The sequence below is a fragment of the Ferrovibrio xuzhouensis genome, assembly GCF_042648965.1.
GTDB classification, from domain to species: domain Bacteria; phylum Pseudomonadota; class Alphaproteobacteria; order Ferrovibrionales; family Ferrovibrionaceae; genus Ferrovibrio; species Ferrovibrio xuzhouensis.
The window spans coordinates 713,203-728,015 of sequence record NZ_JBHRYJ010000001.1 but is presented as its reverse complement, the minus strand read 5'-3'; the positions used below and the strand labels follow the sequence as shown (position 1 = coordinate 728,015).

The 14,813-nt window shown below is 68.3% G+C and carries 16 protein-coding genes and 1 other RNA gene; 13 read left to right on the top strand and 4 right to left on the bottom strand.

Translation table 11 applies throughout. The features are described 5' to 3' along the window. Nucleotides 1-109 precede the first annotated feature (109 nt). From ACFOOQ_RS03470 to ACFOOQ_RS03445, 6 genes are all read left to right on the top strand, one after another. Complete coding sequence (locus tag ACFOOQ_RS03470; RefSeq protein WP_379721833.1) at nucleotides 110-1,513, top strand: bifunctional enoyl-CoA hydratase/phosphate acetyltransferase; 1,404 nt, start codon at nucleotides 110-112, stop codon at nucleotides 1,511-1,513. Further along, nucleotides 1,510-2,703, top strand: coding sequence for an acetate/propionate family kinase (locus ACFOOQ_RS03465; RefSeq protein ID WP_379721830.1), 1,194 nt, complete (start codon nucleotides 1,510-1,512; stop codon nucleotides 2,701-2,703). The genes ACFOOQ_RS03470 and ACFOOQ_RS03465 overlap by 4 nt, the downstream gene beginning before the upstream one ends. Nucleotides 2,704-2,827: 124 nt before the next feature. Continuing rightward, a complete protein-coding gene (locus tag ACFOOQ_RS03460) occupies nucleotides 2,828-3,346 on the top strand; it encodes a winged helix-turn-helix transcriptional regulator (RefSeq protein ID WP_379721827.1) in 519 nt (172 codons plus the stop codon). A gap of 1 nt (nucleotide 3,347) precedes the next feature. Continuing rightward, entirely contained in the window at nucleotides 3,348-4,469 is a 1,122-nt protein-coding gene (locus ACFOOQ_RS03455) for an HlyD family secretion protein (protein ID WP_379721824.1), read from the top strand. Then, nucleotides 4,466-6,052 (top strand): DHA2 family efflux MFS transporter permease subunit, encoded by a 1,587-nt coding sequence (locus ACFOOQ_RS03450; RefSeq protein WP_379721821.1) that lies wholly within the window; start codon nucleotides 4,466-4,468, stop codon nucleotides 6,050-6,052. The genes ACFOOQ_RS03455 and ACFOOQ_RS03450 overlap by 4 nt, the downstream gene beginning before the upstream one ends. A 48-nt stretch (nucleotides 6,053-6,100) precedes the next feature. After that, entirely contained in the window at nucleotides 6,101-7,537 is a 1,437-nt protein-coding gene (locus tag ACFOOQ_RS03445; RefSeq protein ID WP_379721818.1) for an MATE family efflux transporter, read from the top strand. Nucleotides 7,538-7,600: 63 nt separating this feature from the next. On the opposite strand, the gene ACFOOQ_RS03440 is transcribed toward ACFOOQ_RS03445, so the two are convergent. Beyond that, nucleotides 7,601-7,816 (bottom strand): YdcH family protein, encoded by a 216-nt coding sequence (locus ACFOOQ_RS03440; protein ID WP_379721815.1) that lies wholly within the window; start codon nucleotides 7,814-7,816, stop codon nucleotides 7,601-7,603. Nucleotides 7,817-7,913: 97 nt separating this feature from the next. Here ACFOOQ_RS03440 and ACFOOQ_RS03435 point away from each other — a divergent pair, with 97 nt between their 5' ends. Continuing rightward, entirely contained in the window at nucleotides 7,914-8,465 is a 552-nt protein-coding gene (locus ACFOOQ_RS03435; RefSeq protein WP_379721812.1) for a TIGR02444 family protein, read from the top strand. Here ACFOOQ_RS03435 and ACFOOQ_RS03430 read toward each other — a convergent pair. Further along, nucleotides 8,462-9,220: a UbiX family flavin prenyltransferase gene (locus ACFOOQ_RS03430; RefSeq protein ID WP_379721809.1), complete on the bottom strand. Its 759-nt coding sequence runs from the start codon at nucleotides 9,218-9,220 to the stop codon at nucleotides 8,462-8,464. The two genes, ACFOOQ_RS03435 and ACFOOQ_RS03430, sit on opposite strands and share 4 nt — an antisense overlap. 156 nt (nucleotides 9,221-9,376) lie before the next feature. Between ACFOOQ_RS03430 and ACFOOQ_RS03425 the strand changes: the two genes are divergently transcribed. Next, nucleotides 9,377-9,541 (top strand): YdcH family protein, encoded by a 165-nt coding sequence (locus tag ACFOOQ_RS03425; RefSeq protein WP_379721807.1) that lies wholly within the window; start codon nucleotides 9,377-9,379, stop codon nucleotides 9,539-9,541. A 41-nt stretch (nucleotides 9,542-9,582) separates the two neighbouring features. On the opposite strand, the gene ACFOOQ_RS03420 is transcribed toward ACFOOQ_RS03425, so the two are convergent. Both ACFOOQ_RS03420 and ACFOOQ_RS03415 read right to left on the bottom strand, forming a co-directional pair. Beyond that, nucleotides 9,583-11,223 carry an acyl-CoA synthetase gene (locus tag ACFOOQ_RS03420; RefSeq protein ID WP_379721804.1) on the bottom strand — a complete coding sequence of 547 codons (1,641 nt, stop codon included), beginning with the start codon at nucleotides 11,221-11,223 and terminating at the stop codon, nucleotides 9,583-9,585. Between the two features lie 84 nt (nucleotides 11,224-11,307). Further along, on the bottom strand, nucleotides 11,308-12,081 hold the full coding sequence (locus ACFOOQ_RS03415) for a sulfite exporter TauE/SafE family protein (RefSeq protein ID WP_379721801.1): 774 nt from the start codon (nucleotides 12,079-12,081) through the stop codon (nucleotides 11,308-11,310). 113 nt (nucleotides 12,082-12,194) lie between these two features. On the opposite strand from ACFOOQ_RS03415, the gene ACFOOQ_RS03410 reads away from it, so the two are divergent. From ACFOOQ_RS03410 to ACFOOQ_RS03395, 5 genes are all read left to right on the top strand, one after another. Further along, nucleotides 12,195-12,773 (top strand): hypothetical protein, encoded by a 579-nt coding sequence (locus ACFOOQ_RS03410; RefSeq protein WP_379721798.1) that lies wholly within the window; start codon nucleotides 12,195-12,197, stop codon nucleotides 12,771-12,773. Between the two features lie 13 nt (nucleotides 12,774-12,786). Next, on the top strand, nucleotides 12,787-13,122 hold the full coding sequence (locus ACFOOQ_RS03405) for a cell division protein ZapA (protein WP_379721795.1): 336 nt from the start codon (nucleotides 12,787-12,789) through the stop codon (nucleotides 13,120-13,122). A 14-nt stretch (nucleotides 13,123-13,136) separates the two neighbouring features. Continuing rightward, nucleotides 13,137-13,295: non-coding RNA, 6S RNA (gene ssrS / locus ACFOOQ_RS23285), on the top strand. 46 nt (nucleotides 13,296-13,341) lie between these two features. Then, the gene (locus ACFOOQ_RS03400; protein ID WP_379721792.1) at nucleotides 13,342-13,944 is read left to right on the top strand and encodes a 5-formyltetrahydrofolate cyclo-ligase; all 603 of its coding nucleotides are present in this window, start codon (nucleotides 13,342-13,344) and stop codon (nucleotides 13,942-13,944) included. Nucleotides 13,945-13,984: 40 nt separating this feature from the next. Further along, on the top strand, nucleotides 13,985-14,803 hold the full coding sequence (locus ACFOOQ_RS03395) for a TIGR00282 family metallophosphoesterase (protein ID WP_379721789.1): 819 nt from the start codon (nucleotides 13,985-13,987) through the stop codon (nucleotides 14,801-14,803). Nucleotides 14,804-14,813 lie beyond the last annotated feature (10 nt).

The window sequence follows — 14,813 nt, the reverse complement described above, 5'->3', positions numbered from 1 at the left end:
CGCCGGCCTGCCGCACCCGCAAGGATGACGGCAGGCCGGATGCGCGGCGTGTCGCGGCTCACTTCCCAGCCACCGGCCGTTCTCCCCGCGGCCGCCACGGAGAGCCGCGATGGATACCATCGAAAACCGCACCTATGACGAGTTGCAGCCGGGCGACAGCGCCAGCCTGGTGCGCACGCTGACCCAGCGCGACATCTCCCTGTTCGCGGTGATGTCGGGCGACGTCAATCCCGCCCATGTCGACGAGGCCTTCGCCCGCAGCGACATGTTCCACAAGATCATCGCGCATGGCATGTGGGGCGGTGCGCTGATCTCCACCGTGCTGGGTACCGAACTGCCGGGCCCCGGCACCATCTACCTCGACCAGTCGCTGCGCTTCCGCGGCCCGGTCGGCCTGGGCGATACCGTGACGGTCACCGTGACGGTGACGGAGAAGCAGGACAAGGGCCATCGCGTCACGCTGGACTGCCAGGTGATCAATCAGGATGGCGCGCCGGTGATTTCCGGCACCGCGCTGGTGCTGGCGCCGACCGAAAAGATCCGCCGGCCGCGCATCGTGCTGCCCGAGGTGGCGCTGTACGAGACGGGCCGCAATTACCGCCGGCTGATCGCGATGACGAAAGGCCTGGCGCCGATCCGCACCGCCGTGGTGCATCCGGTCGATGCGCCGTCGCTGCTCGGTGCCGTCGAGGCGGCAAAAGCCGGGCTGATCCTGCCGGTGCTGGTCGGCCCCGAAGCGAAGATCCGCGCCGCCGCCGCCCGGGCCGCGCTCGATCTGGCGCCTTACGAGATCGTTGCCGTCGAGCACAGCGATGCCGCCGCGGCTGCCGCCGTCGCCATGGTGCGGGCGGGCAGGGCGGAGGCGCTGATGAAAGGCGCACTGCATACCGACGAACTGATGCATGCCGTGGTCGACGGCGCCCTCGGCCTGCGCACCAAGCGACGCATCAGCCATGTCTTCGTCATCGATGCGCCGGGCTACCCGCGGCCCCTGTTCGTCACCGATGCGGCGATCAATGTGGTGCCGGGCCTGGAAGACAAGCGCGACATCGTGCAGAACGCCATCGAGCTGGCCCATGCCCTCGGCGTGCCCGAACCGCGGGTGGCGATCCTGTCGGCGGTCGAGACGGTGACGGCCAAGCTGCAATCCACGCTGGATGCCGCGGCCTTGTGCAAGATGGCCGAACGCGGCCAGATCACCGGCGGGATTCTCGACGGGCCGCTGGCCTTCGACAATGCGGTATCCGCCGAAGCGGCGAAGACCAAGGGCATCGTCTCGGCCGTTGCCGGCCGCGCCGACATCTTCGTAGTGCCCGATCTCGAGGCCGGCAACATGCTGGCCAAGCAGCTTGAATATCTCGCCGGTGCCGAAGTGGCCGGCATCGTACTCGGCGCCCGGGTGCCGATCATCCTGACCAGCCGCGCCGACAAGACGCTGGCCCGGCTCGGCTCCTGCGCCATCGCGCTGCTGCTGGCGCGGCACCGGGCGGGCGGCCCGCAGGTGGCGGCATGACGGCGGCGATCCTCGTCCTCAATGCCGGCTCGTCCAGCATCAAGTTCGCCCTGTTCCCGGCCGCCGACGAACCGGCGCGGGCGACACTGCTCTGCGCGGGACAATGCGCCGGGCTGGGCCATCACGTTCGCTTCACTGCGCGGGACGGGGCAGGCAAGGCATTGCTCGACCGCGATCTCGGCGTCACCGGCGACCACGAGGCGGTGCTGGGCGAGTTGCTGGCCTGGATCGGCACCGCATTCGCCGGCCACCGGCTGGTCGCCGCCGCGCACCGGGTGGTGCATGGCGGGCCGCGTTACAGCCAGGCGGTGCTGATCGATGCGGAGGTGACGGCGGAGCTTGAGAAGCTGGTGCCGCTGGCGCCGCTGCACCAGCCGCATCACCTGGCCGCCATCGCGGCCATCGCCAGGCTGCATCCGGATTTGCCGCAGGTCGCCTGCTTCGACACGGCGTTCCATCATACGCAGCCGGCGGTGGCCACGGCCTTTGCCCTGCCGCGCGCACTGACGGAAGGCGACGGCATCCGCCGCTACGGCTTTCACGGCCTGTCCTATGCCTATATCGCCGGCCGGCTGGCCGAGGTGGCCGGGCCGCTGGTTGCCGCCGGCCGCGTCGTGGTGGCGCATCTGGGCAGCGGCGCCAGCATGTGCGCCCTGCAGGACGGCCGCAGCATCGCCACCACCATGGGCTTCACCGCGCTCGACGGCCTGCCGATGAGCCGGCGCTGCGGCGCCATCGATCCCGGCGTGCTGCTCTATCTGATGCAGCAGAAGGGCATGAGCGCGGCGGCCGTCAGCGACCTGCTCTATCACGACAGCGGCCTCTATGGCGTCTCGGGCGTCAGCGACGACATGCAGGAGCTGCTGGCAAGCGACGATCCCCGTGCCGCCCGGGCCATCGACCTGTTCGTCTACCGCATCGGCCGCGAGCTCGGTTCGCTGGTCGCCGCGCTCGGCGGGCTCGATGCCCTCGTCTTCACCGCCGGCATCGGCGAGCATGCCGCCGAGATCCGTCGCCGCGTCTGCCTGGGCGCCGGCTGGCTCGGGCTCGACCTGCTGCCGGCCGCCAATGCCGTCGGCGCCACCCGCATCAGCGCCCCGGGCAGCCGGGTCTCGGCCTGGGTGATCCCGACCGACGAGGACCTGATGATCGCCCGCGAGGCCCGGGCCCTGCTGCAGCGCCGGTCCTGATATTTAAGCATTTGATTATAAATGATTTAATTTTATAAACCGGGACTGTGACAATAGTCACTTTCAAGATGCAAGCTTCCGGGCTAGGTTCCTATCATCCTGATAGTCACCAGACGGTGTTTCCATGCAGCGCACGAATCTCGGCAACATGCAGTGCCCCATCGCCCGCAGCCTCGACCGGGTCGGCGAATGGTGGAGCATCCTGATCCTGCGCGACGCCTTTGCCGGCCTGACGCGCTTCGACCAGTTCCAGAAAAGCCTCGGCATCGCGCCGAACATGCTGAGCCGCCGGCTGAACGGTCTGGTCGAATCCGGCCTGCTGGAGCGCCGCCGCTATAACGAGCGCCCGCCGCGCGACGAATACGTGCTGACCGAGGTCGGCCGCGACTTCCGCCCGGTGCTGTGGTCGCTGCTGGCCTGGGGCAACAAGCATTTTGCCCCCGAAGGCCATGCCGTCGTGGTGGCCGACAGCGTCACCGGCATCGCGGCCGATCCCGTGCTGGTCGACCGCAACAGCGGCCGCCCGCTCACCATCCCCGAATTCCGCTCGGCCGCCGGTCCGGCCGCCGACGAACGCACCCGCCGCCGGCATGCCTTTGCCGCACGGCAGGCTGCCGCCCAGACCCAGAAGGCAGGAGGCTGACATGACCAGCATGGTTGTCGACCGCGACAGCATTGCCGCGACGGCCGATGCCCCGGTGAAGGCCCGCCGCTTCAGCCGCAAGACCCTGCTGCTCGGTGCCGTCATCCTGCTCGCCGGCCTTGGCGGTGCGAAATACGGCTATGATTACTGGACGGTGGGCCGTTTCATCGAGGAGACCGACGACGCCTATGTCGGCGGCAACATCACGGTGATCGCGCCGAAGGTCTCGGGCCTGATCACCGCCGTCGCCGTGACCGACAACCAGGCAGTGCATGCCGGCGACCTGCTGGTGAAGCTCGACGACCGCGACTACCGCGCGGCGCTGGCCCGCGCCGAGGCTGCTGTTGCCGCGCAGCAGGCGGCGCTGGCCAACCTCGATGCCACCCGGCATCTGCGCGAGGCGCTGGTCGCCCAGGCCGAGGCGCAGATCATCGCCGCCAATGCGGAAGTGGTGCGTACCCGCGCCGATGTGTCGCGCTATCGCCAGCTTGCCTCGGCCGAATATGTCTCGCAGCAGCGTCTGCAGCAGGCCGATGCCGACAACCGGAAAGGCGCCGCCGCTGTCGACAGCGCCCGTGCCGCACGCGATGCCGCCGAACGCCAGCTTGCGGTGATCGACACCCAGAAACAGCAGGTCCGTGCGGCGCTGGCCGAAGCCGAGGCCAATGTCGAGATCGCCCGGCTCAACCTCGGCTATACCGAGCTGCGGGCGCCGGTCGACGGCACCATCGGCAACCGGTCGGCCCGGGTCGGCGCCTACGCCACCATCGGCGCGCAGCTGCTGTCGGTGGTGCCGGCCAGCGGCCTGTGGGTCGATGCCAATTTCAAGGAAAGCCAGCTCGCCCACATGCATCCGGGCCTGCCGGTGACGATCCGCGCCGACGTGCTGCCGGGTCGTGAGTTCCGCGGCCATGTCGGCAGCCTGGCACCGGCCACCGGGGCGGAGTTCAGCGTGCTGCCGGCCGAGAATGCCACCGGCAACTTCACCAAGATCGTCCAACGCGTGCCGGTGCGCGTGCTGCTCGACGGCGATGCATCGCGGCTTGGCCTGCTGCGGCCCGGCCTGTCGGTGGTGGCCACGGTCGACACCAAAGGCGCGGCGAAAGAAGGAGGCGCGCCATGACAGCCGGCGCACCGGGGCAGGGCATCGACGCCCTGTCGCCGGGCCAGAAGATCTTCGCCTTCGCGGTGATGTGCATCGGCTTTTTCATCGCGCTGCTCGACATCCAGATCGTTTCGGCGTCCTTGCGCGATATTGGCGGCGGCCTGTCGGCCGGCAGCGACGAGACCGCCTGGGTGCAGACCAGCTACCTGATCGCCGAGATCATCGTCATTCCGCTGTCCGGCTGGCTGTCGCGGGTGATGTCGACGCGCTGGCTGTTCGCCGCCTCGGCCGCAGGCTTCACCATCACCAGCCTGCTGTGCGGCGCTGCCTGGAACATCGAGAGCATGATCGTGTTCCGCGCCCTGCAGGGCTTCCTCGGCGGCTCAATGATCCCGACCGTGTTCACCGCCGCCTTCGCCTTCTTCCCCGGCAAGCGTATCGTCGCGGCCGCGGCTACCATCGGCGCGCTGGCCTCGCTGGCGCCGACGCTCGGCCCCACGGTCGGCGGCTGGATCACCGAAAGTTATTCCTGGCACTGGCTGTTCTTCATCAACCTGGTGCCGGGCATTTTCATCACCATCGCCGTGCCGATGCTGGTGAAGATCGACAAGCCCGACCTGTCGCTGCTGAAAGGTGCCGACTATCCCGGCATGATCCTGATGTCGTTGGCGCTCGGCTGCCTCGAATATACCCTCGAGGAAGGTCCGCGCTGGGGCTGGTTCGGCGACGATGTGATCCGCACCACCGGCTGGATCGCCATCATCGCCGGCGTCGCCTTCATCTGGCGCAGCCTGACCTTCGCCAATCCGGTGGTCGACCTGCGTGCCCTGAAGAGCCGCAATTTCGCGCTCGGCTGCTTCTTCTCGTTCGTCACCGGTATCGGCATCTTCGCCACCATCTACCTGACGCCGCTGTTCCTCGGCCATGTGCGCGGCTTCAGCGCGCTGGACATTGGCCTCGCGGTCTTCTCCACCGGCGTCTTCCAGGTGATGGCGATCCCGGTCTACGCCATCCTCGCCAGGCGCTTCGACCTGCGCTGGCTGATGATGTTCGGCCTGGCCTGCTTCGCGCTCAGCATGTGGAACTTCATGCCGATCACCCATGACTGGGGCTGGCGCGAGCTGCTGCTGCCGCAGGCCCTGCGCGGCTTCGGCCAGCAGTTCGCCGTGGCGCCGACGGTGACGCTGACGCTCGGCGGCCTCGCGCCCGACCGGCTGAAGCTGGCGTCGGGCCTGTTCAACCTGATGCGCAACCTCGGCGGCGCCATCGGCATCGCGGTCTGCGGCACCATCCTGAACGACCGCACCAACCTGCATTTCCTGCGGCTGGCCGAACACCTGACCAGCGCCAATCCGGCCGTCACCGGCCTGCTCGGCAGGGTGGCAGCGGCGCAGACGGCCCTGCTCGGCGGCGATCCGCTGCATGGCCAGGCGGCGGCGCTGAAGCAACTGTGGGCCCTGACCATGCGCGAGGCGCAGACGCTCAGCTACGGCGATGCCTTCACCGTGATCCTGGTCTGCTTCGTGATCGCCACCGCGATGGTGCCGCTGATGCGCAAAGTGGGCGCGCCGTCGCCGGCGGCCGCGGCGGAGGCCCATTGACCGACGTTCCGTCACCATAACCATAATGATCCCCAGGGAGCTGACCCGATGACCATGCCGATCTCTGCCGCCGCCGGCCCAGCCATCACCCTTGCCGCCGCGCCGCCAGTCATGGACCCGCGCACCCGCCGGCTGCTGGAGGGCGCCATCGTGCCGACCCTGCTGCGCATGGCGGCGCCCAATGTGGTGGTGATGGTGGTGCAGGCCTCGGTCGGCCTGATCGAGACCTATTTCATCGGCAAGCTCGGCACCGACGCTCTGGCCGGGGTTACCCTGGTCTTCCCGGTGCTGATGCTGATGCAGATGATGTCGGCCGGTGCCATGGGCGGCGGCATCTCGTCGTCGATCGCGCGTGCGCTCGGCTCCGGCCGGCGCGCCGATGCCGATGCGCTGGTCCAGCATGCGCTCGCCATCTCGCTGCTGTTCGGGCTGGTCTTCATGGTCGCCGTGCTCGGCGGCGGCCGCTGGCTCTACGGCATGATGGGCGGCGATGGCGCCGCGCTGGAGGCGGCGCTGGTCTATTCCGGGGTGATCTTCTGGGGTGCCGCGCTGCTGTGGATCTTCAATGCGCTGGCCAACGTGCTGCGCGGCACCGGCAACATGATGGTGCCGGCGCTGGTCACCTGCATCGGCGCCGTGGCGCTGATCCCGCTGTCGCCCTGCCTGATCTTCGGCTGGGGTCCGCTGCCGCGGCTCGGCATCGCCGGCGGCGCCTATGCCGTGGTCGCCTATTACGGCATCGGCAGCCTGGTCTTCGCCGTCTACCTGTGGTCGGGCCGCTCCGTCGTGCACCTGTCGGCGCGGTTCGCCGGCTTCCGCCGCAAGCTGTTCGCCGACATCCTGCGGGTTGGCGCCGTCGCCGCGCTGATCAGCCTGCAGACCAACCTGATCATTGCCATTGCCACGGCGCTGGTCGGCCGCTTCGGCGCCGCCGCGATTGCCGGCTACGGCACCGGGGCGCGGCTGGAATACCTGCTGGTGCCGATCATCTTCGGCTTCGGCGCGCCGCTGGTTGCCATGGTCGGCACCAACATGGGCGCCGGCCGTCATGACCGCGCCCTGCGTGCCGCCTGGATCGGCGCCGCCATGGCGGCCGCGATCTGCGAGGTGATCGGGCTGGCGGCGGCGGCTTTCCCGCATGCCTGGCTGACCCTGTTCGACCGCGATCCGCTGATGCTCGATGTCGGCACCCGCTACCTGCAGACGGTCGGGCCGCTCTACGGCTTCTTCGGTCTCGGACTGGCGCTGTATTTCGCCTCGCAGGGCGCCGGGCGGCTGCTGTGGCCGCTGATCGCCAACATGACGCGGCTGGTCATCGCCGCCGGCGGCGGCTGGCTAGCGCTGCAGCTCGACGGCGATGTCTTCCACATCTTCGCCGCGCTCGGCCTCGCCATTGTCGTCTTCGGCGTGATCAATGCCGCCGCGGTCGCCGGCGGTTCGTGGTTCGGCCGCCTCAGCCTGCCGGGCCGGCGCCGGCTTGTCTGACAGGGGCCGGCCTGAATACGCGCGTCTTCAGGCAATAATGTCGGGCCGGCCTGACGCTTCGCGTCAGGCGATGATATCAGGAATCAGCAGGTTCTCGATCTTGGTAATCTGATCCTTCAGCGACAGTTTGCGCTTTTTCATGCGCTGGATCTGGATCAGGTTGAGATGCGGCTGCTCGGCCAGGGCGGCAATCGCGTCGTCGAGATCGCGATGCTCGGCGCGCAGGTCGACCAGCTTGCGCTGCAGTTCCTCGGTATCGATCGGACCGGGATAATTCATGCTGGAAACGGACCCCGGGTGGTTGGGCGGGCAATGACGGTCAGAGGGTGGCAATATGGCTTCCCAGCCGGCCGGAAAGCCCTTAACCATAGCATGGATGAGCGAGCCCGGCACACTGGCAAAAGACGGCAATCAGCCCCCGGCCGATGGCGGTTTCTGGCGTTTTTCCCTGGCACTTTACGGCCGGCCCGGGGCGGCGGCGGCCTGCCTTGCCCTGCAGGACCGCTGCGGCGCCGACGTCACCCTGCTGCTGCTCGGATTCTGGCGTGCCCATAAGGGATTTCCCGGCTGGGCCGATGGCGAACTGGCCCGCGTGACGGCGGCGCTGGCACCGGTCAATGCCGTGCAGCGGCCGTTGCGGCAGGCGCGCCGGGCGCTCAAGGCCCTGCAGGCCGACGAGCCGGCGGCGCCGGCGCTTTACGGGGAGATCAAGGCGCTGGAACTGCGCCTCGAGCAGGTCGCCCAGGTCTGGGCGCTCGGCGCCTGCCGCGCCTCGCCGGCCTTTCGCGACCCCGAGCCGCCGGGGCGCGAGGCCGAGATCGCCGCCGCGGCGCAGCATCTGTCGGCTAGCCTCGACATGATCGCGCCGGGCGACGCGGAGGCCCTGCAACTCGGCGCCGCGCTGCTGGACGCGGCCTTCGCGGCCTAAATCTCTTCGGGGTCGGTGCTGCGCACCGGCTTGCCGCCGGTCCAGCGTTTCACCAGCCCGGCATCGAGGCCGAACAGGTCGAGCACGCGGCCGACCGTGTGGTTGATCATGTCGTCGAGGCTCTGCGGCTGGGCATAGAAGCCCGGCATCGGCGGCGCGACGATGGCGCCCATCTCGGTCACCGCCGCCATGTTGCGGATATGGCCGAGATGCAGCGGCGTCTCGCGCGGCACCAGCACCAGCCGGCGGCGTTCCTTCAGGGTCACGTCGGCGGCGCGGCTGAGCAAAGTCCCGGTCACGCCGCTGGCGATCTCGGCCAGGGTCTTCATCGAGCAGGGAATCACCGCCATGCCCAGCGTCTGGAACGAACCCGACGAGATCGCCGCGCCGATGTCGCCGATGGCATAGACCTTGTCGGCCATGGCCTTCACCTCGGCGATGCTGCGGTCGGTCTCGTAGGAAATCGTCATCTCGGCGGCGCGGGTCAGCACCAGATGGGTCTCGACGCCGCTGCCTTTCAGCGACTCGAGCAGCCGCAGGCCATAGATCACGCCGGATGCACCGGTGATGCCGACGACCAGCCTGCGGTAGGCCGGTGCACGGATCGCCGGTTTCGCCACCGGTGCCGCCAGTTTGGCAGCGGTCGGGCGGCGCGGTGTGGATGGACCGGCCTTATCCACAGCTTTCGCCACCGGCCTGGCGGCTTTCTTCTGGCTGCGGACGGATTTTGCGGCGGGTTTCACGGGGCGTGGCATGACCATTTCCAATTATGAAGCAATTTTGACGCAGGGGGCTGACAAAGCGCAAGGGCAGTGCTTAACTCTTGTAGTGCGCGTGGCGGTGCGGCCGCGCCGCAATCAGGCGCCTGCCGTGCCGCTAGACGCGCTCCGAACCGCAAGGAGGAGGTCGCGATGAATACACCGGCGCATCTCGAAACGCTCATCGAAAAACATCACAGCCTGCAAGAGGCGATCGATGACGAGATCCACCGCCCCATGCCCGACTCGGTTCGCCTGACCCAGCTCAAGCGCGAGAAGCTCAAGCTGAAAGAGGAAATCACCCGCTTCGAACAATAACTGCCTGACCGGCGAAGGCGCTGCCGTCAGGCCAGCAGTCCTTACGGAAGAGCCTTCGCCTTCTCGCGCAGTTCGAATTTCTGGATTTTGCCCGTCGAGGTTTTCGGGATATCGCCGAACACCACGGTCTTGGGGCATTTGAACTTCGCCAGGCGCTCGCGGCAGAAGGCGATGATCGCGTCGCTGCCACTCTGGTCGGCGGCGAGGGCGGCGCCATTCTTGAGCGTGACGAAGGCGCAGGGCGTTTCGCCCCAATGCGCATCGGGCCGTGCCACCACGGCGGCTTCGAGGATGTCGGGATGCATATACAGCACGCCCTCGACCTCCAGGGTCGAGATGTTCTCGCCGCCCGAGATGATGATGTCCTTCGAGCGGTCCTTGATCTGCATATAGCCGCCCGGATGCAGCACCGCGAGGTCGCCGGAATGGAACCAGCCGCCGGCAAAGGCCTCCTGCGTCGCCTTCGGGTTCTTCAGGTAGCCCTTCATCACGACGTTGCCGCGGAACATGATCTCGCCCATGGTCTCGCCATCGGCCGGCACCGGCTGCAGGGTCTGCGGGTCCAGCACGGTGACGTCTTCCTCGACATGGTAGCGCACGCCCTGGCGCGCCTTCATCGCCGCCTTCTCGGGCAGCGGCAGCGCATCCCATTCGTCGTGCCAGTCGCAGACCACCGCCGGGCCATAGACCTCGGTCAGGCCGTAGACATGGGTGACGTCGAAGCCCATGTCGTCCATCGCCGCCAGCACGGCGGCCGGCGGCGCGGCGCCGGCGGTCATGCATTTCACACCGGGCTTCAGCCTGGCCTTCACTTCGGCCGGCGCGTTGATCAGCATGTTGAGCACCGTCGGGGCGCCGCAGAAATGCGTCACGCCGAGATGGACGAAGCTGTCGAAGATCGCCGCCGGATCGACCCGGCGCAGGCAGACATGCACGCCGGCCAGCATGGTGATGGTCCAGGGGAAGCACCAGCCGTCGCAATGGAACATCGGCAGGGTCCACAGATAGACCGGATGCTTGGGCAGGTTCCAGGTGACCGCGTTGCCCATGGCGTTGAGATAGGCGCCGCGGTGATGCGTGACCACGCCCTTCGGATTGCCGGTGGTGCCCGAGGTATAACCCAGCGAGATGGCATCCCATTCGTCGAGCGGGCCCTGCCACGGATACTCGAAATCGCCGAGTTTGAGGAAATCCTCGTATTCGATGGCGCCGATGCGCTCGCCGGCGGTCACGGCTGCATCGTCGATGTCGATCACGTAGGGCTTGTTCTTCGCCTGGGCGAGGGCCGCTTCGGCGACCGGCGCGAATTCGCGGTCGACCATCAGCACCTTGGCCTCGCCATGATCGAGGATGAAGGCGATGGCGGCGGCATCGAGCCGGGTGTTGATGGCGTTGAGCACCGCGCCGGTGGCCGGCACGCCGAAATGCGCCTCGAGCTGCGCCGGGGTATTGGCGGCGATGATGGCGACCGTGTCGCCGCGGCGGATACCGCGCCGCGCCAGCGCCGAGGCGAGCCGGCGGCAGCGCATGTACAGCGTGGCGTAATCGTAACGCCAGTCGCCGTGGACGACGGCCAGGCGATGCGGGAACACCTCGGCGGTGCGGCGCAGGAAACTCAGCGGCGACAGCGGCTCGTAATTGGCCGGCGTCTTGTCGAGGTCGCGGTCGTAGATCGTCGTCATGGCGGAAGCCTCCCCAGCAGGCGCGGCCAAGCTAGCCCGGATTGTACGCCGGCGGCAACGGCTGCCCCCGGTTGTCCAGCGGGCTCAGGTGAATTTGAGGCCGAAACCGTCGGCCAGCAGCTTCAGGCCGCAGAGCAGGGTGATGATGTTGACCATCTGGTAGAAGATCCGGTCGTTCAGCTTGCGGTGCAGCCAGATGCCTGTGGTCACGCCGACCAGCGCCACCGGCATCAGCACGACGGAGGTGCCGAGGTTCTCGGCGCTGAACTGGCCGAGCCACCAATAGGGGATCAGTTTCACGTAGTTGATGGCGGCGAAGAAGATCACCGCCGTGCCCATGAACAGCGTCTTGTCGAGCTTCAGCGGCACCATATAGACCATCAGCGGCGGGTTGCCGGCATGGGCGATGAAGCTGGTGAAGCCGGAACAGGCGCTCCAGAACAACCCCTTGGGCAGGCTGTGCGGTGCCGGCTGGTCACTGCGGCGGCCGAACCAGCGGTGCAGCGGGAACAGGACCGCAACAGTGCCGACGATCAGCAGGATCGCCTCGTTGTCGACCCAGCGGGCAATCGCCGCGCCGATGCCGACGCCGGCCACGCCGCCGGCCAGGATGGTGGGCAGCACGCGGCGGTCCCAGATGCCGCGGAAGCCCCACAGGCTGGCCAGGTCCATCAGGCACAGCACCGGCAGCATGACGGCGGCGGCCTGCAGCGGCGGCAGCACCAGGCTGATCAGCGGCAGGGCGATCAGCGACGAGCCGGGGCCGAAGCCGCCCTTGCTGAAGCCCACAATGATCACAGCGGGAAAGGCCACGGCGTAGAACCAGGGATCGGGAATCATGGCGAAATGCGACAGCATGGCGGGACAAAGCCTGATCGCCGGCAGACGGCCGGTTCGGTTGACGGTATGGTGCGGCGAAGTTTATCTTCCATATCAAGTTTGCTGTGCAACACCAATCACCAGAACGAAGCATGGATAACGGCGTCTCCGCGGCGGTAACCGCGATGGAGCAGGCGGTCCGCCGCCTCGATGCCGCGCTGGGCAAGCGTGCGGCAGCCTTCCGTTCGCTTTCCGACCAGCACGGGGCGACGGCGGCCGAGCTGCGTGCGCTGCGCGAGGAGCTGCAGGCGGCCCGCGACGAGGCGGCCAGCTTGCGCGAGCGCGCCGATCTGGTCGATGCCCTGCGCGAGGAACTGGCCCAGATCCAGAACGAGCGCGGCGAGGGCGACATGCAGCCGGTTGCTGCCGGCGCCGGCGACACCGCCCGGCACATGCAGCTCGAACAGGCGGTGGCGGCACGCGACGCCGAGATTGCCGCCCTGAAGGACGAGCGCGATACACTGCAGCAGCGGCTGGCCGCGGCCGGCAGTGCGGCGATGCCGGCCACGGTACAGGCTGCGGATGTGACGACCCTGAAGGCCGAACTGACCGCGGCGCGGGCGGCCCAGGCGGAAATGCAGGCCTTCCAGTCGGGCATCGCGGCGCGGCTGGAGGCCACCATGGCACGGCTGCGCCAGGCACTCGACGCCGAAGTAGCCGGCCAGAGATAGACAGGAGCACGCGATGGGACAGGTCAATGTCACTGTCAACAACCGGCTCTATTCCGTCGGCTGCGACGACGGCGAGGAGGCGCAGGTCCAGCGGCTGTCGCAGGTGCTGGACGGCCGCATGCGCGAACTGGCGGCCCTGGTCGGCCAGGTCGGCGAGGCGCGGCTGATGCTGATGACGGCGCTGACGCTCGCCGACGACCTCGAGACCGTGCAGGGCGAGATCGCGGCCATGCGGGCCGAGCTGGAGGCGCTGCGCGAACAGCAGAAAACGGCGGAAGGCGGCGCCGATGCGCTGGTCGGGCTGGCGCAAAGGCTGGAAGACATTGCCGCGCGGCTGGAGACCTCCTAGATTAAGGGCAGGACGGTGTGCTGCCCGGTGCGTTAGGTTTACATAACCCTGGGGCCAATGCTCATCTCTGAGGGAGCTGTCCCTGCCGGAACCGTGGTTCCGATCATACGGCGCCCACCTGGTACGCCAGGCCACAGAGGTTTGTTCATACCGACGGCCATGGTGGGCTCCGTCCGCTTTCCCTTCCCTCGCGCTGTTCCCGCATGTCAGAGTCCCGGCATGACCGATCTCGATGCGCGCAAGGCCGTCCTGCGCGGCAAACTGAAAGAGCGCCGCGCCGCGGCCGCGGCAGCCAACGGCGCTGCCGTCGCCGCGCTGGCCGCCGACCGCTTTCTCGCTGCCGTGCCGTTGCGCGCCGGCCAGGCGGTGGCCGGCTACTGGCCGATGGCGGACGAGCTCGATCCGCGGCCGCTGCTGGACGCGCTGCGACAATGCGGTGTGCTGGTTCTGCTGCCCTGCGTGGTGGCGAAAGCGCAGCCGCTGGCCTTCCGCCGCTGGGACGAGGATGTCGCGCCGCCGCCGGGACGCTACGGCATTCCGGCGCCGCCGGATCACCTGCCGGCCCTGCGGCCCGATATCCTGCTGGTGCCGCTGGTCGGCTTCGATGCCGAAGGCCACCGGCTCGGCATGGGCGGCGGCTTCTACGATGCGACGCTCGAGGCCTTGCGCGGCGACGGCCTGCCGTTGCTGGCCGCCGGCTATGCCTTCGCGGTGCAGCAGGTGGCGGAGTTGCCCCACGGCGCGATGGATGAGAGACTGGACCTAGTGGTGACCGAACGCGGCGCCATCGACTGCCACGCAGAGGGCGGCCAGACCATATGACGACGGGACACGACAGGGACAGCGACGTGAGGACGATGGCGTGAAGCTTCTGTATTGCGGTGATGTGGTCGGGCGGGCCGGGCGTGACGCGGTGGTGTCGCGCATCCCGGCGCTGCGCCAGAGCCTCGGCCTCGATTTCGTGCTGGTCAACGGCGAGAACGCTGCCGCCGGCTTCGGCATCACCGCCAAGATCTGCGAGGACTTCTACGCCGCCGGCGTCGATGCCATCGTGCTCGGCAACCATTCCTGGGACCAGCGCGAGACGCTGAGCTACATCAACGGCGACCCCAGGCTGCTGCGGCCGCTGAATTACCCCAAGGGCACGCCGGGCAGGGGCGCCGCGGTATTCACCCTGCCCGGTGGCCGCAAGGTGCTGGTCGTGCAGGTGATGGGCCGCATCTTCATGGACCCGCTGGACGATCCGTTTGCCGCGGTCGACGGCGAATTGCAGAAATACCGGCTCGGCAGCGGCAGCGTCGATGCCGTCATCGTCGACATCCACGGCGAGGCGACCTCCGAGAAGATGGCGATGGGCCATTTCTGCGACGGCCGCGCCTCGCTGGTCTGCGGCACCCACAGCCATGTGCCGACCGCCGATGCGCAGATCCTGCCCGGCGGCACGGCGTACCAGACCGATGCCGGCATGTGCGGCGACTACAATTCGGTGATCGGCATGGAGAAGACCGAGCCGGTCAACCGCTTCACCCGCCGCATTCCCGGCGGCCGTTTCGAACCGGCCAGCGGCGAGGGCACGCTCTGTGCCGTCTATGTCGAGACCGACGACCGCAGCGGGCTGGCGACGAAGATCGCGCCGCTGCGCCTCGGCGGCCGGCTGCAGCAGGCGACCCTGCCAGCCTGACCATGGCGGC